Origin of the sequence: Streptococcus oralis subsp. dentisani, from assembly GCF_003944205.1 — a bacterium.
GTDB lineage: Bacteria > Bacillota > Bacilli > Lactobacillales > Streptococcaceae > Streptococcus > Streptococcus oralis_BH.
This window is the reverse complement of sequence record NZ_RJPH01000014.1, coordinates 12,267-36,790: the sequence shown is the minus strand read 5'-3', so window position 1 is coordinate 36,790 and position 24,524 is coordinate 12,267. Positions and strand designations below refer to the sequence as shown.

Genomic DNA, 24,524 nt, shown 5'->3' with positions numbered 1-24,524 from the left:
CTTCTGATTTTAACAATTTTAAATAAGTTTCACTAATCATCTACATTCCTTTAAACAATAGAAAAAATACTATTAAAACAACAGCGACTACAAGAGTATAGAATCCTTTTCTTAGAAAAACAATCTCTTTTTGTTTCTCTTCTAGTTTTGTTTCAAGACTTTCAACAATTAACTTTAGATTATTTCCCTCTGTTATTGATTTATTATTGATTTCATCAAGGTAATTTTTAAAATTATTTTGTGTATTATTTACTTGTGCTTTCAAATTATTGAAACTATTTTCTAGTGTTTCTAAATCTTCTAACCTATCATTGTGTTTTTTTAAAACATCAATTAAATCTTTATTTTGTTTGAAAACATCATTTAATAATTTCTTATTACCTTCCTGATAGGCTTCAATTTCTTTCAATCCCTGCATAGCTTTATCATTTGCCTCTTTGGCTGCAATCAAAGACTTTGAAATACTTTGAATATACTCATCATCCAATATTTGGAAAGTTTCATAAATGGTATTAAATTCCTGAATAATCTTTTTAATATGCTTGTTTTGTTCAATCATTCTATTTTGAACAGCATCGGTGAGAGCATTTAAATCCTTACCTTTAACATCATATTCCATACCAATAAATCCTAGCATAGGATCGTCTTGTGGGACAGTCGGTAAATCTGATTGTTCTGGAATTTCTTCACTAAAAGCTTTCAACGCTTCTTTTTTCTCATTAAATCTTTCAGACTTTGCTAAAACCTGAATCTCTAATTCTTCTGACATAACATTCTCCTATAGTAAATCGTTTAATGCACTTTGCATTTCTTCAAGTTCACTTTGCTTTTCATCAAAGTATATTTCGTTAGCTAATAATCGCTGTTTGAAATCAATCTTTGAATTAGAAAACTCCTCTTGAACATTACCAAGAAGTTCTCTTAGTTTTTGATGGTTCTTAGCCATCTTAATGAATATATCATTTCGCTTAACAGCAACATTTTGCTCGGCAACAAAAATTTGAACATCCTGAATTCTTAACAATTCGTTTTTCTTATTAGCTTGTTTCTTTTGATTTTCCTCAATTAATTTTTTTGAAATAAATTGATCAAGTCCGTTAATGATTATCGCTCCCAAGATTCCAGTTAGTAAACTTGCAAAGAACATCCCTAAAATATTAGCAATTGTTCCTAGGAGTTTTATTTCAAAAGTCATACCTGGTATCTTATTTAAGAACTGCTCAAAATATTCTCCTAAAAACATTGCTCCTACAGCAACTAAACCAGAAGTAATGATTTTTGAAATGTGAGCTATCTTAATTGCTGTAGAATGTGTTTGATTTTCAGGGTTAGATAAATAAGAAATGCTTTCTCTGATAGAACCAAATAATTGTTTAATCAAGTTTGGAAGTTTTTGTAATTTCTGGTTAAATGCGCCAATAATTTCTCCAACAATGCTTCCAACAAAACTATCTACACCTACTTTAATAAAATCTTTGATTTTGCCAAAAAATGAATGAAGTGCTTTTTTCATTTCCTCCATAAATGTATCAAAAGATTGTTTTTTTGTTTTAAAATACCTCACTAGAGCATTCATAATTTCCTTCAGCATTCCAAATAGCGCTGCAACAAACATAGCTTTAACTGCATCTTTACCTCCCTTGTTCGCCATTCTTACAGGAGCTTTTTTTGCTATATCTTTATTGATAGCTTTCTTGGCTTTTTTCTCAACCTTTAGCATCTTATGTGAATCAGCAGCTAATTTATCATTTAATCTTTTTTCGTTTATAGCTTTAAGATTTCGTTTTTCGGAATCTGAAATATCCTTCTTGTCAATTTTTTTATTAGCTCTTTCAACTTGTTCTTTTAGATTTTTTTCTCTTACTTCTCTATCCTTTATATACTCGCTATTAGATTTTGCACCTTTACTTTTATTAAGCGATTCATTAGTTGCTGCTAAATTTTCCTTTTTGTTTGCTAAATCTGCAGTATCTATATCAGCAATCTTTCTCCAAGAATTTTCAAAAATTTGTTTACGTGCTACAACGTGATCCAAATTTGCGTTTTCATTTAATTTTAAAGTTTTTCCAGTATATTCATCCTTTAAATTTCCAGATTTTTGCTTTTCTTTCATAGCATTCTTTGCATCAGTATACCTTTTATCTTTCATTATTTTAGCACCCTCTTCTTTTGTATAACCATTAGGATGTTTATCGTTATACTGCTTAAGAAGCGTGTCACTTGTCATATCTAAACCAATTTGATTCCCGAATTGATTCCAAATTTCATCTAAAATAACATCTCCTAATTTATCCGGTGAACTAATTTCTTTACAATCTACTTCTAATTTCTCAAGATTAGAAAACTCCATTGTAAATTGCTGTTCCAACAGTTCTTCTAACTCATCATAGTTTAAATTTTTGGACTCAGTTACTTCTTCAGTATTCAATACTAATAATTCATTTTCCACTGCTTTCTATTCCCCCTTCAGCGCTTCAAACTTCGCTTTCATGGTTGGATTCTTCCGAGTCAATTTTTTAACTGAAACATCTTCCAATTTGTTATTAGCGAGGCGGAGTTGGTTTTCGGATGTGGTTAGGAACTTCTTGACCTCTTCCATGCGTTTGATGGCCTTGTCGATTTCATCAATAGCTTTACCAAAATTGGTTGAAGCAGAGTTGTAGTTCTTGGCAAAGGCTAGCTTAAAGGCGTCCAAATCTTCCTCAAAATGTGTAATATCGATATTCTGCTCCCGAACTAAGGCCAATTCTTGTTTGTATTTTAGGGAATTAAGCGCCGCATTGCGCAAGAGTCCAATCAACTGGATAAAGAACTGAGGACGGACCACATACATCTTTTCATATTCATGGCTGACATCCACGATACCCGTGTTAAAGTAATCGTTATCTGCTTCTAACATGCTCACCAAAACGGCATATTCACAGTTCTTCTCCCGACGATCCTTGTCCAATTCCTTGTAAAAATCGGCATTCTTGTGCTTCTTCTCTGTTCCATCCGCTTCATTTTTCATCTCAAACATGATGGAAATGAATTCTAGACCATTTTCATCAAAATCACGGAAGATAAAGTCCCCCTTAGACCCACGCGCAGAGACCTTGTTATCCTTCTCAAAGTAGGCATTTGGAAAGGCAAAACTACGAACCTTATTGAACTCACTTTCTGCATACTGTTCCAAACTTTCCCCGATAGCTTTTGTGGATTGTTGGGCTTTGAAATTCTTATAAAATTCTACTTGCTCACTGGCTGCCTTAAGCTGGGCTTCGTAATTCTGCTTAACAGAAGCCAAAGACAGCTCGTTTTCCTTTTCTTGCAAGAGGAGCTGATTTTTGACCTGATCACGCTCTCTTTCTAAATCAGAGAGAGTCTTTTGAAGTTGGTTTTCATGCTCTAAACGCAAGGTCGCCAGTTGGTTTTCCAAGGCCTGTACTTCCTTGTCCTTGGCCAATAAAGCCTCATGGCTTGTCTGTTCAACCTCTTTCTTGGCCAGCTCTTTCTCTGTATCAAAGTTTTGGATTTGACTCTGCAATTGCGCGATTTCTTGGTCTTTTTGAGCTAGTTTAGACTGTTGCTCATTCATAGCCTTTTGCTCAGCTAAGGCCAGCTCCTGCTTCATGCGATCGTGCAATTCCTTATCAAACTCAACCGTTCTCACTTGGGATAAAAGTTCGGCATACTGACTTTCATTTACTGTAAAGACTTCCCCACAGTTGGGACATTTGATTTCGTTCATAACTTTCCTCTTTCTAGACTTCTGTAACCATTATATCATGCCTGAGGGAAAATCAAAAACAGCGAGTCGAAACCCACTGTTTATATCTGTTACTTTAAATTTTTTCCAAGGCCAAGCGCAAATCTTCAATCAAATCCTCTACATTTTCAAGACCGATAGACAAGCGGATTTGGTTTGGTGTTACACCTGCTGCTTCTAGATCTTTTTCTGACAACTGACCGTGAGTAGTTGTGGCTGGATGGACAACAAGAGATTTGGCATCTGCTACGTTTGCAAGGTCAGAGAAGATTTCCAGATTATCAATCACCTTGCGGGCTTCTGCCTCTCCACCTTTGACATGGAAGGTAAAGATTGAACCAACACCTTTTGGCAAATATTTCTCAGCCAAGGCATGATATGGACTGTCAGCTAGTTTTGGATAATTTACCTTCTCTACCTTAGGATGATTTACAAGGAAATCAACAATTTTCTCTGCATTTTGCACGTGACGTTCAACACGAAGAGAGAGAGTTTCAAGCCCTTGGAGCAAGAGAAAGGCATTAAATGGTGACAAGGCAGCACCTGTATCACGAAGCAATTGAACACGAACAGCGATAATAAAGGCTGCTGCACCCACATCCCGAGTATAGCTCAAGTTGTGGTAACTTGGGTCTTCCTCAACAAATTGTGGGAACTTCCCTGAAGCTGCCCAGTCAAAACGACCGCTATCGACAATAACTCCTCCAATAGTCGTACCATGCCCACCGATAAATTTAGTTGCAGAGTGAATGGCAATATCTACACCGTGAGAGAAGACGTTAATCAAATATGGTGTGGCAAAAGTATTGTCAGAAACGAGAGGAATCTGGTGTTTATGCGCAATCTCAGCCAATTTTTCCAAGTCAGGAATGTTAATCAAGGGATTCCCCAAGGTTTCAATCAAGACAAGTTTGGTATTGTCATTGATAGCTGCTTCTACTTCTTCCAAATTATCCACATCGACAAAGGTTGTTGTGATCCCATAACGAGGAAGGGTTTCTTTCAAGAGGTTGAAGGTCCCACCGTAAATAGTTGACGCAGCCACCACATGGTCACCTGCGTGAGCAAGCGCCAAAATAGTGTAGGTTACAGCAGCCATCCCTGATGCTGTCGCTAGTGCTCCAACACCACCTTCAAGAGCAGCGATTCTTTCTTCAAAGGCTGCTGTTGTAGGGTTGGTAATACGAGTATAGATATTGCCTGGTTTTCTCAAGGCAAACAAATCCGCACCTTCTTGCGTGTCATCAAAAACGAAGGATGTTGTTTGATAAATCGGTACTGCACGAGACTTAGTTGCCGGATCAACTACTTGCCCAGCATGTAATTGTAGAGTTTCAAATTTAAAATCACGAGTCATAAGACGACCTCCAAATAGCTTCATTAGGGATATTGTATCATCTTGTGCTAGTCTTTTCCAATACCGTTTTTCTATATTTTGATATAAGGAACAACTATGACTAGTCTTATATCTCAAACAAAAAAGCACGATTCACTCGTGCTCATTTCTTTAATCGACATAAGTATCTTCGTTTTTATTGAGGAAAGCGTATGGCAAGCCCATCAAGAGACCTCCTCCGATAAAGTTTCCGACAAAGGTTACACCCCAGTGACGAAGAATATTAGGAATGTCAAAGTTAGCAATTGAATCAGCTGCAACACTGAACTTAACAATCGCAAAAGAAGCAAAGTTCGCAGCAATGTGTTCGTTTGTTAAGAATACAAACATGTAAATTGCTGATAAGACAAGCCAAAGTTTGGCCCCACCGTCTTTCACCAAAACGAATGAAAGAATGGCAATGTTTACAAAGATATTGGCTAAAATACCTTCAAGTAAGACTAACTCATTCGAACGACCTAACTTCATCTCTACAACCCCTGAAATGAAGCTATCATGTGTCAGATTTGCATAGGCTGCTGAGTGGGCAAAGCCCCAACCTGCAATCAAAGCTCCGATAAGGTTGAACAAGGTACAGTAAAGTAAAATCTCAGCTGTTTTTCTCCAAGAGATTTTTTTCAAGAAACTACCAGCTGTCAAGAACATCATATTTGAAGTTACCAGCTCAGCATTCAAGAAAACAGTGTAGGCCAATCCCCAAGCAAAAACGAATGGGAAAAGGAAGCGACCACTACCTGGTACGATCTTATTAATCAAGTCAGCTCCAACTGCACCCGCAGCTGTACTAAATGTTAAAAAGGCACCTGCAAACATGGAACGAATCGCATACTTAAACTTGCTTTGGCTATAAAGACTTTCTTTCTTCTTACAAGCAAATTCAATCTTTGAGATAAATTCTGAAGAGACCATAAAAAACTCCTAAACTTTTATTTGTGAATATTATAACATAAAGCACGCATTTTGAAAAGCCTTTCTTGTATACGTTTTCTACAAAGAAAATCAAGGCATTGGGGGAATTCCATAAATCTCTCCTTTACCCATTAACAGAAAAACATTTCAATGTTTCAAATTGATCATCCCAAAATTCAAACTCAAATAGGTGCCAGTCATCGAAGGTTTGCTCACAATAACTAACTGTTCCTTGATTATAGTCAATGATAGGTTTCCCCAGCTTGTTCTTCACATCTTCCTCGCTGACTGCTCCATACATTTTCTTAAGATCAGCTAGCATGAAGTTGATAATTCTATTGAGATTTTCCTGATAATTTTTTGATAACAGTTCAACTTTATCTATAAAGTCACAATCAGGCTCTTCGTCCCAAACAAAGGTCACTCCCTCATGCTCATAAGTGTATTGCTGTAAACTCTCATCAAAATTCATTGTTCACTCTCCAAATCATTATCATTTACTAAAAATTTAGTAACATTAATCAAAATGTTCAAATGCTTTCATAAAAACGTCTTCCACACACGCGTATGATAAAATAACAACACTTGCAATGATTAGAAGATATCATCATAATGTTCACTCACTTGTTGCACAAACTCGAAAATATTCAAAGATATGGGTTTCATTTCCAGTGAACCTAATGCCCCCAAATCATTCATATAAATAGTGTCGTCAGAATCTTTCTTTATAAAAAAAGCGACATCCCCATCTTGCCCAATCAGGAAAAAATCAGGTTCCCACTCTTCTATTTGGTAGGTGGAGTTTCTTTCTAGCAAATCTAGTCTTGAGTATAAGGTGATGCCTGTATTCTCTATTATCAACTCTCCTGCTTTGTCGATTTTACTCAAGAATTCTGCGTATAGTTTTGGAAGTACCAAGTCAATCTGATTATTCATTCTCAACTCCTCATCTATTTTTCCTACTGCGAAAGTCCTATATCTCATCTTCACTTAGTTCTCTAAAATGTGAAATATGATATCCAAAATAAGATTTCCCCGATTTTCCTATGAAGATCCCATGTCCAGCCATATTGGCAATTCCTCCCAAGAATATCATAGGAAGATCCTTGTCAAATGGAAAACTACTTGTTATGTCTTCTTTGAGCCTAACTAAATACTTTTCTCTTGACTGACTCATTATCTATCCTCTCTTATACTAGGCATCCTTCGGTTTCTTACGATAAATCTTTCAACCTACTGACCTGCTTCCTCTCACAACCATTAAAGTTGAATGATCATCTTGCAAGCATCAGACATTATCAAATTTTATAGTTTTCAATTTCTTCTCTACTCATACCTACAAGTTCTGTCGTCCACAAGCCTACAATGTCCGACAAGATTGAATCGCAGGTATACTCTTCTTCACCGTCTATATACTTACAGGAAAAGACAGGCTCCCTTGTCGCCGCTTGATAAAATGCCATGGCTACTTTTTCTAGTTTTTGGGGATTGAAATAAAGTGATAGTTTTTGAGCCATATCTCCTCGTACCAAATCCCAATTTTCCTGCTTAGCCTGATAGCTTACTCGTATTTTAGACACATAGCCCCTACAAAATGCTTTCAATAAGTCTGTGTTCTGATAAAGATACCGACAGCTAAAATCCGAAATACAACCTGCGTGAAGTAGGAATGTTAGTAAGTCATCCAGACTTTCTGCTACTCTCCCCACTTGGCTCTCACTTCCGATAAATCCTATGCTGTTATCTTCGAGAAAAACATATTCTCCCCCACTACCGTCTTGAGCAAATGCCTTACAGGCAAGAGAGTATTCCTCATTGTTCCCTGAAAACTGGACTTCACTTATTGTTTCATAAAAATAAATATCACATTCAGTCATCAGTAAGGTCCTTAACTGTTCATTTTCTCTGACTTCTTGTAACTTATCCATGATCATTCCTTTCTTAAGCTAAACACTTATCCATCTATTACAATTCTAATATGGTAGTTTTTAGTTTCATTCTTTAGATTCTTCACAAGGAGATCATTCTGTTTTGATTGTCCGAAGAAAAAACTGACAGCTTTTCCATCTTTTCTTTCGATAAACAAATGATAACTTGCCCCATTCAATTTGACACTTCGAATATATTTGACTTCAATCATTTTGATGTTATTCAGCGGAATGATTCTCTTCACAAATACAAAAGCATTGTGAATATAAAGTCTCCCATTGGCAATGTGAAACGGGGCAAAAAAATCACCACCACTACGACGGACAATTATAAAACGTCGCCAAAAGATTAGTAAAAGAATAGAGGCTAATAAGTAAAAGGCAAAACTAAAGACAGGACTTTCCCACATCGTTTTCATTCCAAACAAAAAATATTCGAACATGCATTATTCTCCTTTGACCGACGGTTCTATTTGACAAAAACCAGTGAAAAATACAATTCACTGGTTTTTGAGGTTAATAACGTTGTTTATATGGCTGATTAAAGGCGCTTAGGATATCATCAGATGTTTCAGAATATGCTTTAACTTCTTTAAAATCACCTTTAACAATAATTCGCTCTGTCGCATCGTAGTCGACACAGGTCACCAATGTGATTTCTTTGATACCATCACGATCTTCAATTTCGTCTACGCGATCAGGCGTTACGTGCTTCACCTCACGAATCACATAGGTGTATACTTTATCTTTATCAGTCAGATAAATCTTCATCCCCACTTTGGCATTGACTAAAGGTGAGAAGAGCATCTGGCTCGCATTTTCAGCAGTAAAGATATGGTGGCTGGCTAGAGAATAGTTGCCTTCCCCCATTTTCTGATTTGCTTTCATGGTCCCTGCTCCGTAGAACAAGTTTACATTATCCAAACCTTTAAAAATAGGCAGATTAATCTCTACTTCAGGAATGGCAATCCCTCCGATAACTGGAAGTTGCTGAGCGTCCCACTGGGCAGCTAAAACTGCCTCAGAGGAAATAGATTTGACAGAATCAAAATCGAAATTTCCCTCTGTCTCTTTATTCTCTTCAATCTTTTCCTTAGTCACCTGACTGACTTGATATTTATTAGTATTCCAAACCATAAACATGTTTCGAATCGTTGAATTAAAAATCAAGACCAAGGACAAGAGGATGAGAAAGACTGCTAGGATATTGGTCAGCAGGTTCCTACGTTTCTTTTTTTTCTTTTTACTATCTTTTTCAGACATTATACTTCACTCTCTGTTTCAATTTCAGTCCCAACTTCTTCTTTTTCTGCTGCGGCAACCGTTGTAAAGGTCACAATCTTAGCATCCTGGTCTAGACGCATCACCTTCACTCCCATAGTTGAGCGTCCTGTTTGTGAAATATTGGCAACATTTGTACGGATCATGACACCTGTATCTGTGATAATCATCAGGTCTTCATCCCCCTTAACAGTGAGGAGACCTGCAAGAGGACCATTTTTCTCAGCAACATTGGCTGTTTTCATCCCTTTACCACCACGGCCTTTAGTTGGATATTCAGTAGCAAGGGTACGCTTACCATAACCTTTTTCAGTGATGATAAGGACTTCGTCCTGGTTTGTAATCACGCTAGCACCAACTACTGTGTCACCCTCACGAAGATTGACTCCTCGGACACCTGTCGCGATACGGCTCATGCCACGAACGGCTGATTGATTAAAGCGAACGGCATAACCAAACTTGGTACCAATGATAATATCCGTATCTTCTTCTGTCAATAGAACATTAATCAATTCGTCTTCATCCTTGAGATTCAAGGCCTTCAGCCCATTTTGACGAATATTTGCAAATTCTTTGACACTGGTTCTCTTCACAACACCGTGACGAGTTGTGAAGAAAAGATAAGCATCATCACTACGCTCAGAATCAACGTTGATGATGGTCTGAATGCTCTCACCTTCGTCCAACTTCAAAAGATTGACAACTGGCAATCCCTTGGCGGTACGACCGTATTCAGGGATTTCATAACCTTTTAGTCGGTATACTCTTCCTTTATTGGTAAAAAAGAGCAAATGATCATGGGTGCTGGTTGAAACCAACTCACGCACAAAGTCATCATCCTTTACACCCGTACCTTGGACTCCTCGACCACCACGTTTTTGTGCAGTAAACTCACCTTGGTCCAAACGTTTGATATAGCCCTTATTAGAAAGGGTAATCAAGACATCAGTTTCTTCAATCAAATCCTCATCTTCAAGGGTTAAGACCTCTCCGATCATCAACTCCGTACGACGCTTGTCACCAAACTTGCGTTTGACCTCGTCCAATTCCTCTTTGATGATTTGAGCTACACGCTCAGGTTTAGCAAGAATATCAGCCAAATCTGCAATCAAGGCAATCAATTCATCATATTCAGACTGAATCTTATCACGTTCCAATCCTGTCAAACGACGAAGACGCATATCAAGGATAGCTTGACTTTGACGTTCAGAAAGCTTGAACTTGCTCATCAATTCGGCTTGCGCTTCCGCATCTGTTTCGCTGGCACGGATAATACGAATCACTTCATCGATATGGTCTAGTGCAATTAAAAGACCTTCTAAAATGTGCGCACGCGCTTCCGCTTTTTCCTTGTCAAAACGGGTACGGCGAACAACCACTTCTTTTTGGTGCTCGATGTAAGCATCCAAAATTTGACGAAGGGACAAGATTTTTGGCACGCCATTTTGAATCGCCAACATATTGAAACCGAAGTTAGTTTGCATCTGGGTCATCTTGAAGAGGTTGTTAAGGATAACATTGGCAGACGCGTCGCGTTTGACCTCTATCACAAAGCGAACCCCTTCACGGTTGGACTCATCACGTACGGCTGTAATGCCCTCAAGGCGTTTTTCCTGAACCAAACGAACAATATGCTCATGTACCTTGGTTTTATTAACCATATAAGGGAATTCTGTTACAACGATGCGCTCACGACCCGTCTTAGTGGTTTCAATCTCTGTACGAGAACGAAGGACAATGGAACCTTTACCAGTCTCATAAGCCTTATGAATCCCTGATTTCCCCATGACAAGAGCACCAGTCGGAAAATCTGGACCAGGCAAGACTCCCATCAAGTCCTTAGTCGTCACTTCAGGATTATCCATAACCAACTTCACTGCATCAATGGTTTCACCCAAGTTGTGAGGTGGAATATTGGTTGCCATCCCAACAGCGATACCAGTTGCCCCATTGACTAAAAGGTTTGGAAAACGAGCTGGCAAAACCAAGGGTTCACGTTCATTGGCATCATAGTTATCAACGAAATCAACTGTATTTTTATTGATATCACGAAGCATTTCAAGAGCAATCTTGCTCATGCGTGCCTCAGTATACCGCTGCGCGGCAGCACCGTCTCCATCCATAGAACCAAAGTTCCCATGCCCATCGACAAGCATGTAACGATAGCTCCACCACTGGGCCATACGGACCATGGCTTCATAAATAGAGGAATCTCCGTGCGGGTGGTATTTACCCATAACATCCCCTGTAATACGGGCTGATTTTTTATGAGGTTTGTCTGGAGTAACACCTAATTCATTCATTCCGTAAAGAATACGGCGGTGAACAGGTTTTAAGCCATCTCGAACGTCAGGAAGGGCCCGCGCGACGATAACGCTCATGGCGTAGTCGATAAAGCTGGTCTTCATCTCCTTTGTCAGATTGACATTCACTAAATTTTTATCCTGCATTAATAAATGCCTCATTTCACTATTAGTAATTAGATATATTATACCATAAAATGTCCTTTATTTCAGGCTTCTGAAACTACTAAAACGTTTACATCAATAACCGAATAGAATATTCGTGACAAAGCTTTTTAAAAGTGATAGAATGAAAGTGTCTGGGGATTCCCCTAAAAAAAATGAAGGAGATGTTTAGATAATGACTTCAACTAAACAACACAAAAAAGTGATCCTTGTTGGTGACGGTGCCGTGGGTTCATCTTACGCTTTCGCACTTGTTAACCAAGGAATTGCACAAGAGCTTGGAATTATCGAAATTCCACAATTACACGAAAAAGCTGTTGGTGATGCGCTTGACCTTAGCCACGCCCTTGCCTTCACTTCACCTAAAAAAATCTACGCTGCTCAATACTCTGACTGTGCAGACGCTGACCTTGTTGTTATCACTGCAGGTGCTCCTCAAAAACCAGGTGAAACTCGCCTTGACCTTGTAGGTAAAAACTTGGCTATCAACAAATCAATCGTAACACAAGTTGTTGAATCAGGTTTTGATGGTATCTTCCTTGTTGCGGCTAACCCAGTTGACGTTTTGACTTACTCAACTTGGAAATTCTCTGGATTCCCTAAAGAACGCGTTATCGGTTCAGGTACTTCACTTGACTCAGCTCGTTTCCGTCAAGCACTTGCTGAAAAATTGGACGTTGATGCTCGTTCAGTTCACGCCTACATCATGGGTGAACACGGAGATTCTGAATTTGCGGTTTGGTCACACGCCAACATCGCTGGTGTAAACCTTGAAGAATTCCTTAAAGACACTCAAAACGTTCAAGAAGCTGAATTGATTGAATTGTTCGAAGGTGTTCGTGATGCTGCTTACACAATCATCAACAAAAAAGGAGCTACATACTATGGTATCGCCGTAGCGCTTGCTCGTATCACAAAAGCAATCCTTGATGACGAAAATGCAGTACTTCCACTTTCAGTCTTCCAAGAAGGTCAATACGGAGTTGAAAACGTCTTTATCGGTCAACCAGCAGTTGTTGGTGCACATGGTATCGTTCGTCCAGTAAACATCCCATTGAACGACGCGGAAACTCAAAAAATGCAAGCATCTGCTAAAGAATTGCAAGCAATCATTGATGAAGCATGGAAAAATCCTGAATTCCAAGCAGCTTCTAAAAACTAATTAAAAGAAGGTTCTCATTTCATGGGAGCCTTTTTCTTTTTGCACAGAACGATAAAATCATATTTTCCAAAACAAAAAGCCTGTCTCACAAGCTCAAATACTTGATATGACAGGCTTTTTCTAAATTCATTATTTAACAGCGTCTTTAAGAGCTTTACCAGCTTTGAATGCTGGAACTTTAGAAGCTGCGATTTTGATTTCTTTACCAGTTTGTGGGTTGCGACCTTTACGTGCAGCACGCTCACGAACTTCAAAGTTACCAAAACCGATCAATTGAACTTTTTCACCAGCTGCAAGGTATTCAGTTACCGCTGCAAATACAGCGTCAACTGCTGCTGCTGAATCTTTCTTAGTCAATTCTGTAGCTTCTGCTACTTTAGCGATCAAATCTTGTTTGTTTGCCATGTTAATAATTCCTCCAAATAATTTCTAATTAACAAATATAATCATATCCTAAAATTGCCCACAGGTCAAGTCAAAAACGCTATTTCTAACGATTTTTCTCTATTTTTTTAGGAATGATATCGAACTAAGATAGCCCACGCATTTTCACCTGTATGGGTTTGAATGATGGAACCTGTTTCCAGTACTGAGATTGGTTTTTCAACATAAGTTTGTAAAACACTTTTCATCTCATTGGCCCATTCATTAGTACCAGCGTAGGAAATTCCAATTTCTGCAACCGATTTATGAGAAAGGGTCTCGGCCAACTCGTCAAGCCATTTTTTAAATGTCTTAGCACCGCGCCCTTTTACGATTGGTCGCAGTTCATGCTCCTTCATTTGCATGACGACACGAATATTCAACAGAGAACTGAGCAAACCTGTCACACGTCCGATACGTCCACCCTTAACCAGGTTTTCTAATGTTGAAACGCCGATATAGAGTTCAGTATGATTTTTCACATCTTCCACACGTGCCAAGATAGTTTCTAAATCTTTTCCTTCTTGAGCAAGTTTAGCAGCTTCAACAACTTGAAACTTCATCGCCTGATCTGTAAAAGAACTATCAATAACGGTCACATCAGCGCTAGAGAGGCTTGCTCCTTGGCGAGCAGCTTCAACAGTACCAGATAGTGCATGGGACATGTGAATAGCGAGAATCTGGCTACCATCTTTACCTAGCTCTTCAAAAACTTCAGCAAATACTCCCACTGGAGGCTGACTGGTTTTGGGTAGGTTTTTACTTTGTTGCATGAGATGAAGGAATTCCCCCTCTTTCAAATCTGCATCAGAATAAAGGATACCATCAATCATCACTGATAAAGGAACAATGGTGATATTTAATTCTTTAACCACTTCTGGTTCAATAGTAACAGAGGAATCCGTTACAATTTTTACTTGTGTCATATCTTCAATCTTTCTATTCTTCTCAATAAGATAGGGATTTATCACTTTTATTATATCAAAAAATTGTTAAAAAATCATAATGAATCCAATGAAAAAGCTTGGAATTTTGGTATAATCTATCTATAGAAAAGCGAGGGAGAATCATGATCCGAAAAGTTCAGCCTATTGTCACTATCATACTTGGGGCAGCTATTTATGCCTTTGGTCTTACCTATTTTGTAGTTCCTCATCATTTGTTTGAAGGCGGAGCAACTGGTATCACATTGATTACCTTCTATCTCTTTAAAATTCCTGTCTCAGTGATGAATCTCTTGATTAACATCCCTCTCTTTATCCTCGCTTGGAAGATATTTGGTCCGAAAACTCTCTACTCCAGCCTTTTGGGAACCATTTCCCTCTCGATCTGGCTTGCTGTCTTTGAACGAATTCCTTTACAATTTGACTTGCAAGGTGATCTCATTATTGTCTCTTTAGTTTCTGGTGTTTTACTGGGAGTTGGTTTAGGAATTATCTTTAATGCTGGTGGTACAACAGGTGGATCAGATATTGTTGCTCGCATCCTCAACAAATACACCAATATTTCAATTGGAAAATTGCTTTTCTCGCTTGATTTCATTATTCTAATGTTGATTTTGATTATCTTCCAAGATTTGCGCCTAGTGACTTATACCCTCTTATTTGACTTTATCATCGCTCGTGTTATCGACCTGATCGGTGAAGGAGGTTATGCTGGTAAAGGATTTATGATTATAACTCAATTTCCAGATCGGTTAGCCGAAAAAATTAACGATGAACTCGGACGCGGCGTAACCTTTATATCTGGTCAAGGTTACTACAGCAAAAAGGATTTAAAAATTATCTACTGTATCGTCGGTCGAAATGAAATCGTTAAAATGAAGGATGTGATTCACCAAGTCGATCCTCAAGCCTTTATCACCATCACAGAGGCTCATGAAATTCTGGGGGAAGGATTTACTTATGTAAAAGATTAAAAAAGCTGGGAATTCCCAGCTTTTATTCTTCTTCAGAAAGCGTAGAGTGACGATAGCCATAAGTAAAGTAAATCACTAGTCCAACCAACAAAGCAAGTCCAAAGGCAATCCATGTTTCCTTGGTATACTGAAGCATAAAGGAAAGACAGATAAGAATGGAAAGGATTGGCAAAAGTGGCACCAAGGGAGTTTTGAATTCTCCTTCTTTTGGCATGCCCTTATCCTTTCTGAGCTTGATAATACCGTAGGCAAGCAAAATGAGATAAGCTAGCGTACAGATATTTAAAAAGGCAGCGATACTGGCTAGCGGAAAGACTCCTGCTGCAATGGCTGAAGCAACTCCTGTTAAGATGGTCGCATTTTTAGGAACGCGACTGGTCTTGCTTAATTGTTTGAAGCTTTGAGGTAAAAGTCCATCACGTGCTAAGCTATAAATCATCCGAGACAGAGCGTAGGTCATGGAAATACATACGGTTATCAGGGTGAGAATGGCTACAAGCGAAACATAGTTGGCTGCCCAACCGATACCAATACTCCGTAATGAAAATGCTACTGCATCGTCCACATTGAGCTTACTGTAGTGAACAATCCCTGTTAATACTAAGGTTACCAAGGCATAGAGAATAGTGACGATTGTCAGAGAAAGTACAATTCCGCGAGGAATATTTTTTTGAGGGCTTTGGATTTCATCAACTGCCATGGAAATAGACTCAAATCCGAGAAATCCAAAGAACATCAAAGATGCACCTGCCATAATCCCAGTGCTTCCTCCATAAATCTGGCCAAAGCCAAAGGGAGCAAAATTTGACCAATTTTCAGGCTTGATGTACCAAATACCAACTAGGATAAATAAGGCTAGAGCAGAAAATTTCAAGATTACTAGAAGCGAATTAAAGCGTAAGGCTGCCTTGGAATTTAATAAAACCAATCCCGTTACCAAGGTAAGTACTAGAATAGGTAGAAGATCGATATAGGTTCCCTGTTCAGGATTAAAGGTTCCATTCAAGGCTTGGGGCATGGAAATACCATAATCACTGAGTAAGCCCTTAAAGTAAGCTGCCCAGCCAGACGCCACACCTGAAACAGCCGTCATGAATTCCATGATGGTCAACCAGCCAGCAATCCAGGCTGGCAATTCTCCCAAAATCGCATAGAGATAACTATAAGCACCCCCAGTTGCAGGTACACGAGAGGCAAATTCTGCAAAAAAGAGAGCTGATAGAGAAACACACAGGGCAGAAATCACGATGGAAACCACTAGTGATGGACCGGCAAGTGTTGCTGCTGCAGTTCCTGTAATGGTAAAAATCCCAGTTCCTACCATGGCACCGATTCCCAATAGAATCAAATCCCACAATTTCAAATGGCGACGCATCTCTGTCTGTCTCAGACTGACATCCTTGGTTCTAAAAATATTCATACTTCATCTCCACTAAATGTAATTGTTTTATTTTACCATATAAAAGCATTTTTGTGAATATTTATTAGGTCCTTTTTGAAAAAAATCTGAACAGAAAGAGTTCCTGTTCAGATTTTGCATATTCTTATCCGACTGAACCTTCCATTTCATAGCTAATCAAGCGGTTCAGCTCAACTGCATATTCCATTGGAAGTTCTTTTGTGAAGGGCTCTACAAATCCCATAACGATCATCTCAGTTGCCTCAGATTCTGACAAACCACGGCTCATGAGGTAGTAGAGTTGTTCCTCTGAAATCTTAGATACTTTGGCTTCGTGCTCCAAAGCAACTTGTGAGTTGTGAATTTCATTAAACGGAATAGTATCTGATGCTGACAAGTCATCCATGATAATGGTATCACACTCGATATGAGAAACAGATTTCTTAGAGTTCTTGTTAAAGGTTACTTGTCCACGGTAGTCCACCTTTCCTCCGCCTTTAGCGATGGATTTAGACACGATAGACGAGCTTGTATGTGGAGCGTTGTGGATCATCTTGGCACCCGTATCTTGGTGTTGACCAGCATTAGCAAAGGCGATCGAAAGCATGGTACCACGGGCCCCTTCTCCATCTAGGTAAACAGATGGGTATTTCATGGTTGTTTTGGCACCCAAGTTACCATCAATCCACTCAACAGTCGCATCTTTCAAAGCTTTGGCACGTTTTGTTACCAAGTTATAGACATTATCAGACCAGTTTTGGATGGTTGTATAGCGCATGTAAGCTCCATCCAAAGCAAAGATTTCTACAATGGCAGCGTGCAAGCTATTGCTTGAATATGTTGGTGCTGTACATCCTTCTACGTAGTGGACGCTTGCTCCCTCATCAACGATAATCAAGGTACGCTCGAACTGACCTGTATTTTCGTTGTTGATACGGAAGTAAGTTTGAAGCGGAATATCTACCTTGACCCCTTTTGGTACGTAGATAAAGGTTCCACCAGACCACACTGCCGAGTTGAGGGCTGCCAACTTGTTATCAGTCGGCGGTACCAACTTCGCAAAATATTGTTTGAACAAGTCTGGGTATTCCTTGAGGGCAGAATCTGTATCTGTAAAGATGATACCTAACTTCTCAAATTCTTCCTTCATGTTATGGTAAACTACTTCTGACTCATACTGGGCAGAAGCTCCAGCTAGATGGGCACGCTCAGCTTCTGGAATCCCGATACGTTCAAAGGTTTCTTTGATTTTTTCAGGAACTTCATCCCAAGAACGAGCAGGTTTATCAGATGGTTTTTGGTAGTAGATTAAGTCATCAAAGTCAATCTCTGACAAATCTGCTCCCCATGTTTGCATGGGCATTTTTTTGAAGGTTTCATAAGACTTCAAACGAAATTCTAACATCCACTCAGGTTCCCCCTTGGCAGCAGATAATTCACGAATAACACCTTCGTTGAGTCCTTTTCCTGTCGATAGGACAGGCTCTACATCATCATGGAAACCAAATTTATATTCACCAAGGTCAATTGGTTTTGGTTCTACTCTTTCTTCAGCCATAATATCCTTTCTTTCTTCATTTCTAATGATTTATAAGACAAAAGAAACTTGTCTTATCTGTTATCTTGATTTTCAATTGTCTTCTTAAGAGCGTTCCAAGCTAGAGTTGCACACTTAATCCGTTGCGGGAATTTGGCAACACCTGATAAGAATGCCGCGTCTCCAAGTTGGTCTTGACGGTAATCCTTTTGACCTTGAACCATTTCAGAAAAGATGGTTGCAAGTTCTAGAATTTCTTGCTTGGTCTTCCCTAAAACGGCATCTGTCATCATACTAGCAGAGGCAGTTGAGATAGTACAACCCGAGTTTAGAAAAGCGATATCTTCCAAACGATTCTCTGCATCAAACTTGACAGAGAGATTGATGACATCCCCACAGGTTGGATTGTTGAGACTGATTTGCTCAGCGTCTTCTAACTTCCCTTGGTGATGTGGATTTTTCGAATGGTCCGCTACCACTGCCATATAAAGGCTATCTAGTTTAGAAAGTGCCATTGAAAAACTCCTTTGTCTTTTGTAAGGCATCGACTAGTTTGTCGCAATCTGCCTTGGTATTGTAGATATAAAAACTTGCACGAGCAGTTGCTGGGACGTCCAAATACTGGAGCAAAGGTTGGGCGCAGTGGTGACCCGCACGAACTGCTACCCCTTCATAATCCAGTGCTGTAGCTAGGTCATGGGGATGAAGATCGCCTAGGTTAAAGGCAATGACACCTGAACGTTGAGCCAAGTCCTGCGAACCATAAATGGTCAATCCTTCAATGGCCTGCAATTTTGGATAGACGTATGCAATCAGTTCTTGTTCATGGGCTTCAATGGCATCCATACCAATCTTTTCCAGATAATCAACTGCTGCAGCAAGTCCGATAGCACCTGCCATATTGGGAGTCCCAGCCTCAAATTTCCAAGGCAATTCCTTCCAACTGGCAGTTTGCTCATAGACGAAATCAATCATCTCACCACCAAATTCAAGAGGTGACATTTGTTCCAGATACTTTTCTTTACCATAAAGCACACCGATGCCTGTAGGACCAGCCATCTTGTGACCTGAAAAGGCGAAGAAGTCCACATCCAAGTCCTGGACATCAATCTTCATATGAGGCGTAGATTGAGCTCCATCCACCACCATGATAGCTCCAACTTTATGTGCCATTTGCGTGATTTCCTCGATCGGATTGACTACTCCAAGAACATTTGAGGCATGAGCTAGGGAGACAAATTTAACCTTATCAGTCAATTTAGCTCGCAAGTCATCCATATCCAAGGCACCGTCCTTGAGATAAACATAGACAAGCTCTGCTCCAGTCTTACGGCAGGCTTCCTGCCAAGGAATGATATTGGAATGGTGTTCCATGATAGAAATCAAGACCTGATCTCCCTCAGTCAAAACTTCCTCAGCAAAGCGTGCCACCCAGTTAAGACTGGTTGTCGTTCCTCTAGTAAAGAGTACTTCCTTTGTAGAGTCTGCATTGATAAACTTACGAATGGTTTCACGAGCAGCTTCATAGGATGCTGTTGCTCGCTCAGCCAAGGTATGAACCCCACGATGAACATTGGCATTGTCCTGCTTATAGTAGCGGTTGATTGTTTCCAAAACTGCTAGTGGTTTTTGTGTCGTCGCAGCATTGTCCAGATAGACCAGAGGTTCATCATTAACAATCTGGTCTAAAATTGGAAAATCCTTGCGAATCGCTTCTACATCTAACATAGGCTTCCCCTTAGCGTTTTGACAATTTTTCTTCGATCGTTGCAATCATTTCATCACGAACTTCCTTGACTGGAATCTCAACGATAACAGATCCAAGGAAACCACGAACAACCAAGCGTTCTGCAGTCGCCTTATCCAAGCCACGGCTCATGAGGTAGTACATATCTTCTGGATCCACCTGACCGATAGAAGCCGCGTGACCTGCAGTTACGTCATTTTCATCAATCAAAAGAATTGGGTTGGCATCTGAACGTGCTTGGTCTGAAAGCATAAGAACACGACTCTCTTGTTGCGCATCTGCTCCCTTAGCACCCTTGATAATGTGGCCAATACCGTTGAAAGTCAAAGTTGCTTTTTCAAGAATAACCCCATGTTGGAGGATATTTCCGATAGAGTTGCAACCATAGTTGGTTACACGGGTATCAATCCCTTGCACCTGACGACCACTTGAAAGAGCTACGACTTTAAGGTCAGCATGGCTACCGTTACCAATCAAATCGCTATCAAAGTCCGCAACGACGTTTCCTTCATTCATAACACCGATTGCCCAGTCAATGCTTGCATCGTTGCCTAGTTTACCACGACGGCTAATGTAGGCAGTGACATTTTCACCTAGACGGTCAATAGCCGCAAACTTCACTTGCGCACCAGAACGAGCAATCACTTCAACTGTGATATTGGCAGTTGCTTTTGCACTACCTCCACCTCTTGACTCTAGACGTTCAAGATAACTAATCTTGCTGTTTTTACCAGCAATGATAAGGATATGCTTGTTAAATGGCACATCGCTATCGCTGTCTTGGTAGAAAATACCTTCAATTGGTTCTGTAATCTCAACATTATCAGGAATGTAGAGAACAGCACCACTGTTAAAGTAAGCTGTATGGTAGGCTGCTAACTTGTCATCATCATACTTAACAGATGACATAAAGAATTCCTCGATAAGCTCTGGAATTTCTTCTAAAGCTGAGTGGAAGTCTGTAAAGACAACCCCCTGTTCAGCTAACTCAACTGGAGTTTGCTCAAAAACAGTTTGCGTTCCTACTTGCACCAACTTCAAGTGGTTATCTAAAGCCGTGAAGTCAGGAACATTTGCTGAAGGTTCACTTTCCGTAATCGTTCCATCACCTAGATTCCAACGGTGAAATTTCACACGCTCAATAACTGGCAATTCCAAACTCTCAATCTTATCAAAAGCTTTTTGACGGAGGTCAGCCAACCAGCTTGGTTCAGCATGCATTTCTGAAAAAAGTTTAATAGTTTCTTTAGTCATTTACTTCTCCTAAAAGATACGAGGGAATTACAATTCTTCCTTGTAGTCGTAGCCAAGTTCTTCAGCTAGTTTTGCGTATCCTTCACGTTCCAAACGAGCAGCCAATTCTGGACCACCAGAAAGGACAACACGACCTTCCATCATCACGTGTACCACGTCTGGTGTGATGTAGTTCAAAAGACGTTGGTAGTGAGTGATAATCATAGCACCAAAACCTTCGCCACGCATAGCATTCACACCTTTCGATACGACTTTAAGAGCATCAATATCAAGACCTGAGTCAATCTCGTCCAAAAGGGCAAAAGTTGGTTCCAACATCAAGAGTTGAAGAATTTCATTCCGTTTTTTCTCACCACCAGAGAAACCTTCGTTGAGGTAGCGCTCAGCCATTTCTTCTTTCATGTTGAGCAATTCCATCTTCTCGTCTAGTTTAGTGATGAATTCACGAACTGAAATCTTTTCATCATCTTCTTTACCAGCATTCATGGCTGCACGAAGAAACTCAGCGTTGGTAATTCCAGGAATTTCAGATGGGTATTGCATAGCAAGGAAAAGTCCCATACGCGCACGCTCGTCCACTTCCAATTCAAGGATGTTTACGCCATCAAACAAGACTTCACCTTTGGTAACTTCATAGTTAGGGTTCCCCATGATAGCGGCTGAAAGAGTCGATTTACCAGTACCATTTGGTCCCATGATAGCTGCGATTTCTCCTGTTTTCAGAGTCAGATTGACCCCTTTCAAAATTTCTTTTCCTTCAATCTCAACGTGAAGATCTTTGATCTCTAATACTGACATGATAGTTCCTTTCTTTTTCAAACATTTTGCTCAATACTTTAGGAAATTGCTTACAATCCCTAAAAAATAGGACAAAAGGTCAATAAATATACTCTACTAGTATAACAAAAAAAAGCCTAAAAGGCTTTGATTTTGTCTAGAAGCTGAGGGCTAATCCTTGCGGTTTAGGTGCTGATCAATGGCATCTACTATTTTCCCCATTACATAACTTAACCTAAAATTTCGAAAAAGTAGAATGGCCCAAAAGGCTGCCATGAAATAGCGACCCGTCATCCATGCTTCATTGAAAAAATAAGTCTCAGCAGCAGTAAATAGTGCTATCACGATAAATTGTTGTCTAGTCATAGGATTATTGTACCATGAAATCCACTTTTAGTCTTCTTCGACCATGACTTTATCAGCCAAAAATTCAAATCCTTCCGGAATCAGACTCTCTTCTTCTATCTCTTGATCTGCTTGAGAAGACTTGTTTTTAGCGGAAAAGGCTGCTCGAACCTCTTTCCATTCCTCTAGGGAAATTGCCAGGATTTCAGGTGAAAATCCAGCCGCTTGGCTAAGAATATTGCCAAACATGGTATTGAGGTTATCCCGTTTCATGGTTTGGCCTGCATTGAAATTAGACTCAAAAGCTAAAATAGCATGGTGTTCGTTGGCTGCGACCGGTTGAGAACCAACAAGCAGAGCCTTATCAGGTCCAGCTAAACTCTCAATCACTTCTCCCCACGCATTCTGTAGGCGAATCAAGTTTTGCCGTGCCAATTCAGGATTTTCAACAGCTTCTTGTAGGATAGCCTGAACCTTATTACGGTCTACTCGATAGACTGTCTTGGAAGTGGCTGGACGGCTAGGGACTGGCGCCACTTGTTTAGGAGCTGTGCCCACATTGGCAAGTTCTTGTTTGAGACGAGCGACTTCCTGTCTCAGTGCAGAAATTTCACTTTCGACAGCTTCTGAAAGCACTGGTTCAGGCTTAATCTCAGCTAAACGAATGGTCATCATCTCAGCGTAAATCTTGGGTTGCAAGCTGGCCTTCATATCTGCTAAACTCACTGTCGCTAGACGAATCATTTCAAAGAGACTTTCTTGGGAAAGAGCTAGATTGTCCATAAAAACTGGACTATGATGAGTATTTTCGCCACCTGTCTGAACAACTAGTAGATCACGCAAGTACTGCAAGAGATCCGTCACAAAACGAGTCATGCTCTTGCCATTTTCAAACAAAAGATTCAAAGAATCAAGCGCTTTTGAAACATCCTGCTGAGACAAGGCGGCTACATAGTCATCTAGAGCTGATAGACTAATAGTGCCTGTAATCTCCTCAGAAATAGCTGTCGTTAAAGCATTCCCTTGCATCAAACTCAAGGCTTGATCCAGAATAGACAAGGCATCCCGCATTCCACCTTCAGATCGTCTGGCAATGATTTCTACAGCATCTGGCTCAGAACTGATATTTTCTTTTTCTAAAATATGATGAATATGTTCCTTAATATCTTGCGTTTTAATGGATTTAAACTCAAAACGTTGAACACGTGATAAAATGGTTGCTGGAATCTTGTGCAATTCGGTGGTCGCCAAGATAAAGACGACATTTTGAGTTGGTTCTTCTAGAGTCTTCAAAAGCGCATTAAAAGCTCCAGTAGACAGCATATGAACCTCGTCGATAATGTAGACCTTATAACGTGCCAAACTAGGTGCATAGGTAGATTTATCACGAATTTCACGGATTTCATCAACTCCGTTATTCGAAGCCGCATCCATTTCGATAACATCTTCTAGGCTACCTTCTGTCACAGCCTGACAGATATAGCAGTTATTACATGGTTCTCCATCCACTTGGTTCGGACAGTTCATAGCCTTGGCAAAAATCTTGGCTACACTGGTCTTCCCAGTTCCACGAGGACCTGAGAAAAGATAAGCATGACTAATCTTTTCCTGCTCGACTGCTTGTTTTAGGGTTTTAGCCACAACCTCTTGACCTACCAGTTGTGAAAAAGTTTGGCTTCTATATTTTCGATAAAGTGCTTGATACATTAGGCTTTCTCCTCAAACATCGTAAAGTCCCATTCTGTCTTCTCAAGCAAAATAGCGACAAATTGTTCCAAGTAATCGCGGTCAATGGCATTATAATCCTCAATAAGAGAAGAGTCCAAGTCTAAGACACCTAGCAATCGACCATTCTTGAGCATGGGAACTACGATTTCACTCTTGGCCTTACTATCGCAAGAAATGTAGTTTGGATAGGTGCTCACGTCCCCTACTAAAACAGTCTCTTGAAACTCAGCAGCTTCTCCACACACACCTTTTCCAAGTGGGATGCGAATGCAAGAAACACCACCCTGAAAAGGCCCTAAAACCAACTCGCTACCATCAAACAGATAAAAACCTGCAAATACAGTATTCGGAAAGCGAGATTTTAGGAGGGCACTAGCATTCGAAAGATTGGCAAGAACGTTGCTCTCACCCTCTAGTAAATAAGAGAGTTCCTCGTTTAACAATTGATATTGTGATTGTTTTTCTGAATCTAACATAGAACTATTATATCAAAAATGAGAAAGA

General features: G+C 39.8%; 25 protein-coding genes. 2 read left to right on the top strand and 23 right to left on the bottom strand.

Going from position 1 to position 24,524, the window contains the following annotated elements; genetic code table 11:
* Positions 1–40: 40 nt before the first annotated feature.
* From D8805_RS08750 to gyrA, 12 genes are all read right to left on the bottom strand, one after another.
* On the bottom strand, positions 41–769 hold the full coding sequence (locus D8805_RS08750) for a hypothetical protein (protein WP_084852307.1): 729 nt from the start codon (positions 767–769) through the stop codon (positions 41–43).
* A 9-nt stretch (positions 770–778) separates the two neighbouring features.
* Entirely contained in the window at positions 779–2,449 is a 1,671-nt protein-coding gene (locus tag D8805_RS08745) for a hypothetical protein (protein WP_125416861.1), read from the bottom strand.
* A gap of 6 nt (positions 2,450–2,455) precedes the next feature.
* Positions 2,456–3,730 carry a DUF2130 domain-containing protein gene (locus tag D8805_RS08740; protein ID WP_125416859.1) on the bottom strand — a complete coding sequence of 425 codons (1,275 nt, stop codon included), beginning with the start codon at positions 3,728–3,730 and terminating at the stop codon, positions 2,456–2,458.
* Positions 3,731–3,824: 94 nt separating this feature from the next.
* Positions 3,825–5,105: an O-acetylhomoserine aminocarboxypropyltransferase/cysteine synthase family protein gene (locus D8805_RS08735; RefSeq protein WP_000196319.1), complete on the bottom strand. Its 1,281-nt coding sequence runs from the start codon at positions 5,103–5,105 to the stop codon at positions 3,825–3,827.
* 150 nt (positions 5,106–5,255) lie between these two features.
* Positions 5,256–6,053, bottom strand: coding sequence for a formate/nitrite transporter family protein (locus D8805_RS08730; RefSeq protein WP_125416857.1), 798 nt, complete (start codon positions 6,051–6,053; stop codon positions 5,256–5,258).
* A gap of 124 nt (positions 6,054–6,177) precedes the next feature.
* The gene (locus D8805_RS08725) at positions 6,178–6,525 is read right to left on the bottom strand and encodes a hypothetical protein (protein ID WP_125416855.1); all 348 of its coding nucleotides are present in this window, start codon (positions 6,523–6,525) and stop codon (positions 6,178–6,180) included.
* Positions 6,526–6,647: 122 nt separating this feature from the next.
* A complete protein-coding gene (locus D8805_RS08720) occupies positions 6,648–6,989 on the bottom strand; it encodes a hypothetical protein (RefSeq protein ID WP_125416853.1) in 342 nt (113 codons plus the stop codon).
* A 37-nt stretch (positions 6,990–7,026) separates the two neighbouring features.
* Positions 7,027–7,230 carry a hypothetical protein gene (locus D8805_RS08715; protein ID WP_125416851.1) on the bottom strand — a complete coding sequence of 68 codons (204 nt, stop codon included), beginning with the start codon at positions 7,228–7,230 and terminating at the stop codon, positions 7,027–7,029.
* 121 nt (positions 7,231–7,351) lie between these two features.
* The gene (locus D8805_RS08710; protein ID WP_125416849.1) at positions 7,352–7,981 is read right to left on the bottom strand and encodes a hypothetical protein; all 630 of its coding nucleotides are present in this window, start codon (positions 7,979–7,981) and stop codon (positions 7,352–7,354) included.
* A 26-nt stretch (positions 7,982–8,007) separates the two neighbouring features.
* On the bottom strand, positions 8,008–8,424 hold the full coding sequence (locus D8805_RS08705; protein WP_125416847.1) for a hypothetical protein: 417 nt from the start codon (positions 8,422–8,424) through the stop codon (positions 8,008–8,010).
* Between the two features lie 73 nt (positions 8,425–8,497).
* Positions 8,498–9,244 carry a class A sortase gene (locus D8805_RS08700; protein WP_125416845.1) on the bottom strand — a complete coding sequence of 249 codons (747 nt, stop codon included), beginning with the start codon at positions 9,242–9,244 and terminating at the stop codon, positions 8,498–8,500.
* Positions 9,244–11,712, bottom strand: coding sequence for a DNA gyrase subunit A (gene gyrA / locus D8805_RS08695; protein ID WP_125416843.1), 2,469 nt, complete (start codon positions 11,710–11,712; stop codon positions 9,244–9,246). Before gyrA ends, D8805_RS08700 begins: the two co-directional genes overlap by 1 nt.
* 193 nt (positions 11,713–11,905) lie before the next feature.
* Between gyrA and D8805_RS08690 the strand changes: the two genes are divergently transcribed.
* Positions 11,906–12,892 (top strand): L-lactate dehydrogenase, encoded by a 987-nt coding sequence (locus tag D8805_RS08690; RefSeq protein ID WP_000204720.1) that lies wholly within the window; start codon positions 11,906–11,908, stop codon positions 12,890–12,892.
* 129 nt (positions 12,893–13,021) lie between these two features.
* On the opposite strand, the gene D8805_RS08685 is transcribed toward D8805_RS08690, so the two are convergent.
* Together D8805_RS08685 and D8805_RS08680 are read right to left on the bottom strand one after the other, a co-directional pair.
* A complete protein-coding gene (locus D8805_RS08685; RefSeq protein ID WP_001284636.1) occupies positions 13,022–13,297 on the bottom strand; it encodes an HU family DNA-binding protein in 276 nt (91 codons plus the stop codon).
* Positions 13,298–13,404: 107 nt separating this feature from the next.
* Positions 13,405–14,241, bottom strand: coding sequence for a DegV family protein (locus D8805_RS08680; protein WP_125416841.1), 837 nt, complete (start codon positions 14,239–14,241; stop codon positions 13,405–13,407).
* Positions 14,242–14,384: 143 nt separating this feature from the next.
* On the opposite strand from D8805_RS08680, the gene D8805_RS08675 reads away from it, so the two are divergent.
* Positions 14,385–15,233 (top strand): YitT family protein, encoded by an 849-nt coding sequence (locus D8805_RS08675; RefSeq protein WP_000619968.1) that lies wholly within the window; start codon positions 14,385–14,387, stop codon positions 15,231–15,233.
* 22 nt (positions 15,234–15,255) lie between these two features.
* Here the strand turns inward: D8805_RS08675 and D8805_RS08670 are convergent, their stop codons facing one another.
* The 9 genes from D8805_RS08670 to D8805_RS08630 all read right to left on the bottom strand — a co-directional run bounded on the left by D8805_RS08670 (position 15,256) and on the right by D8805_RS08630 (position 24,496).
* Positions 15,256–16,653, bottom strand: coding sequence for an APC family permease (locus tag D8805_RS08670; protein ID WP_125416839.1), 1,398 nt, complete (start codon positions 16,651–16,653; stop codon positions 15,256–15,258).
* Positions 16,654–16,777: 124 nt separating this feature from the next.
* Positions 16,778–18,190, bottom strand: a complete 1,413-nt coding sequence (gene sufB, locus D8805_RS08665) for a Fe-S cluster assembly protein SufB (protein ID WP_125416837.1) — start codon at positions 18,188–18,190, stop codon at positions 16,778–16,780.
* A 53-nt stretch (positions 18,191–18,243) separates the two neighbouring features.
* Positions 18,244–18,684 carry a Fe-S cluster assembly sulfur transfer protein SufU gene (sufU, locus tag D8805_RS08660; protein ID WP_001218489.1) on the bottom strand — a complete coding sequence of 147 codons (441 nt, stop codon included), beginning with the start codon at positions 18,682–18,684 and terminating at the stop codon, positions 18,244–18,246.
* Positions 18,671–19,897, bottom strand: a complete 1,227-nt coding sequence (locus tag D8805_RS08655; protein ID WP_125416836.1) for a cysteine desulfurase — start codon at positions 19,895–19,897, stop codon at positions 18,671–18,673. The genes sufU and D8805_RS08655 overlap by 14 nt, the downstream gene beginning before the upstream one ends.
* A 10-nt stretch (positions 19,898–19,907) precedes the next feature.
* Positions 19,908–21,170, bottom strand: a complete 1,263-nt coding sequence (sufD, locus tag D8805_RS08650) for a Fe-S cluster assembly protein SufD (RefSeq protein WP_125416834.1) — start codon at positions 21,168–21,170, stop codon at positions 19,908–19,910.
* Positions 21,171–21,197: 27 nt separating this feature from the next.
* Positions 21,198–21,968, bottom strand: a complete 771-nt coding sequence (sufC, locus tag D8805_RS08645; protein ID WP_000114489.1) for a Fe-S cluster assembly ATPase SufC — start codon at positions 21,966–21,968, stop codon at positions 21,198–21,200.
* 150 nt (positions 21,969–22,118) lie between these two features.
* Positions 22,119–22,313 carry a DUF3272 family protein gene (locus D8805_RS08640; RefSeq protein WP_000198269.1) on the bottom strand — a complete coding sequence of 65 codons (195 nt, stop codon included), beginning with the start codon at positions 22,311–22,313 and terminating at the stop codon, positions 22,119–22,121.
* 27 nt (positions 22,314–22,340) lie between these two features.
* Positions 22,341–23,999, bottom strand: a complete 1,659-nt coding sequence (gene dnaX / locus D8805_RS08635; RefSeq protein ID WP_125416832.1) for a DNA polymerase III subunit gamma/tau — start codon at positions 23,997–23,999, stop codon at positions 22,341–22,343.
* Positions 23,999–24,496 carry a GAF domain-containing protein gene (locus D8805_RS08630; protein ID WP_125416830.1) on the bottom strand — a complete coding sequence of 166 codons (498 nt, stop codon included), beginning with the start codon at positions 24,494–24,496 and terminating at the stop codon, positions 23,999–24,001. Before D8805_RS08630 ends, dnaX begins: the two co-directional genes overlap by 1 nt.
* Positions 24,497–24,524: the final 28 nt, after the last annotated feature.

Coding starts and splice junctions, on each gene's coding strand:
- D8805_RS08750 (WP_084852307.1), bottom strand. CDS start 769: ATGTCAGAAGAATTAGAGATTCAGGTTTTAGCAAAGTCTGAAAGATTT.
- D8805_RS08740 (WP_125416859.1), bottom strand. CDS start 3,730: ATGAACGAAATCAAATGTCCCAACTGTGGGGAAGTCTTTACAGTAAAT.
- D8805_RS08735 (WP_000196319.1), bottom strand. CDS start 5,105: ATGACTCGTGATTTTAAATTTGAAACTCTACAATTACATGCTGGGCAA.
- D8805_RS08730 (WP_125416857.1), bottom strand. CDS start 6,053: ATGGTCTCTTCAGAATTTATCTCAAAGATTGAATTTGCTTGTAAGAAG.
- D8805_RS08725 (WP_125416855.1), bottom strand. CDS start 6,525: ATGAATTTTGATGAGAGTTTACAGCAATACACTTATGAGCATGAGGGA.
- D8805_RS08720 (WP_125416853.1), bottom strand. CDS start 6,989: ATGAATAATCAGATTGACTTGGTACTTCCAAAACTATACGCAGAATTC.
- D8805_RS08715 (WP_125416851.1), bottom strand. CDS start 7,230: ATGAGTCAGTCAAGAGAAAAGTATTTAGTTAGGCTCAAAGAAGACATA.
- D8805_RS08710 (WP_125416849.1), bottom strand. CDS start 7,981: ATGGATAAGTTACAAGAAGTCAGAGAAAATGAACAGTTAAGGACCTTA.
- D8805_RS08705 (WP_125416847.1), bottom strand. CDS start 8,424: ATGTTCGAATATTTTTTGTTTGGAATGAAAACGATGTGGGAAAGTCCT.
- D8805_RS08700 (WP_125416845.1), bottom strand. CDS start 9,244: ATGTCTGAAAAAGATAGTAAAAAGAAAAAAAAGAAACGTAGGAACCTG.
- gyrA (WP_125416843.1), bottom strand. CDS start 11,712: ATGCAGGATAAAAATTTAGTGAATGTCAATCTGACAAAGGAGATGAAG.
- D8805_RS08690 (WP_000204720.1), top strand. CDS start 11,906: ATGACTTCAACTAAACAACACAAAAAAGTGATCCTTGTTGGTGACGGT.
- D8805_RS08685 (WP_001284636.1), bottom strand. CDS start 13,297: ATGGCAAACAAACAAGATTTGATCGCTAAAGTAGCAGAAGCTACAGAA.
- D8805_RS08680 (WP_125416841.1), bottom strand. CDS start 14,241: ATGACACAAGTAAAAATTGTAACGGATTCCTCTGTTACTATTGAACCA.
- D8805_RS08675 (WP_000619968.1), top strand. CDS start 14,385: ATGATCCGAAAAGTTCAGCCTATTGTCACTATCATACTTGGGGCAGCT.
- D8805_RS08670 (WP_125416839.1), bottom strand. CDS start 16,653: ATGAATATTTTTAGAACCAAGGATGTCAGTCTGAGACAGACAGAGATG.
- sufB (WP_125416837.1), bottom strand. CDS start 18,190: ATGGCTGAAGAAAGAGTAGAACCAAAACCAATTGACCTTGGTGAATAT.
- sufU (WP_001218489.1), bottom strand. CDS start 18,684: ATGGCACTTTCTAAACTAGATAGCCTTTATATGGCAGTGGTAGCGGAC.
- D8805_RS08655 (WP_125416836.1), bottom strand. CDS start 19,897: ATGTTAGATGTAGAAGCGATTCGCAAGGATTTTCCAATTTTAGACCAG.
- sufD (WP_125416834.1), bottom strand. CDS start 21,170: ATGACTAAAGAAACTATTAAACTTTTTTCAGAAATGCATGCTGAACCA.
- sufC (WP_000114489.1), bottom strand. CDS start 21,968: ATGTCAGTATTAGAGATCAAAGATCTTCACGTTGAGATTGAAGGAAAA.
- D8805_RS08640 (WP_000198269.1), bottom strand. CDS start 22,313: ATGACTAGACAACAATTTATCGTGATAGCACTATTTACTGCTGCTGAG.
- dnaX (WP_125416832.1), bottom strand. CDS start 23,999: ATGTATCAAGCACTTTATCGAAAATATAGAAGCCAAACTTTTTCACAA.
- D8805_RS08630 (WP_125416830.1), bottom strand. CDS start 24,496: ATGTTAGATTCAGAAAAACAATCACAATATCAATTGTTAAACGAGGAA.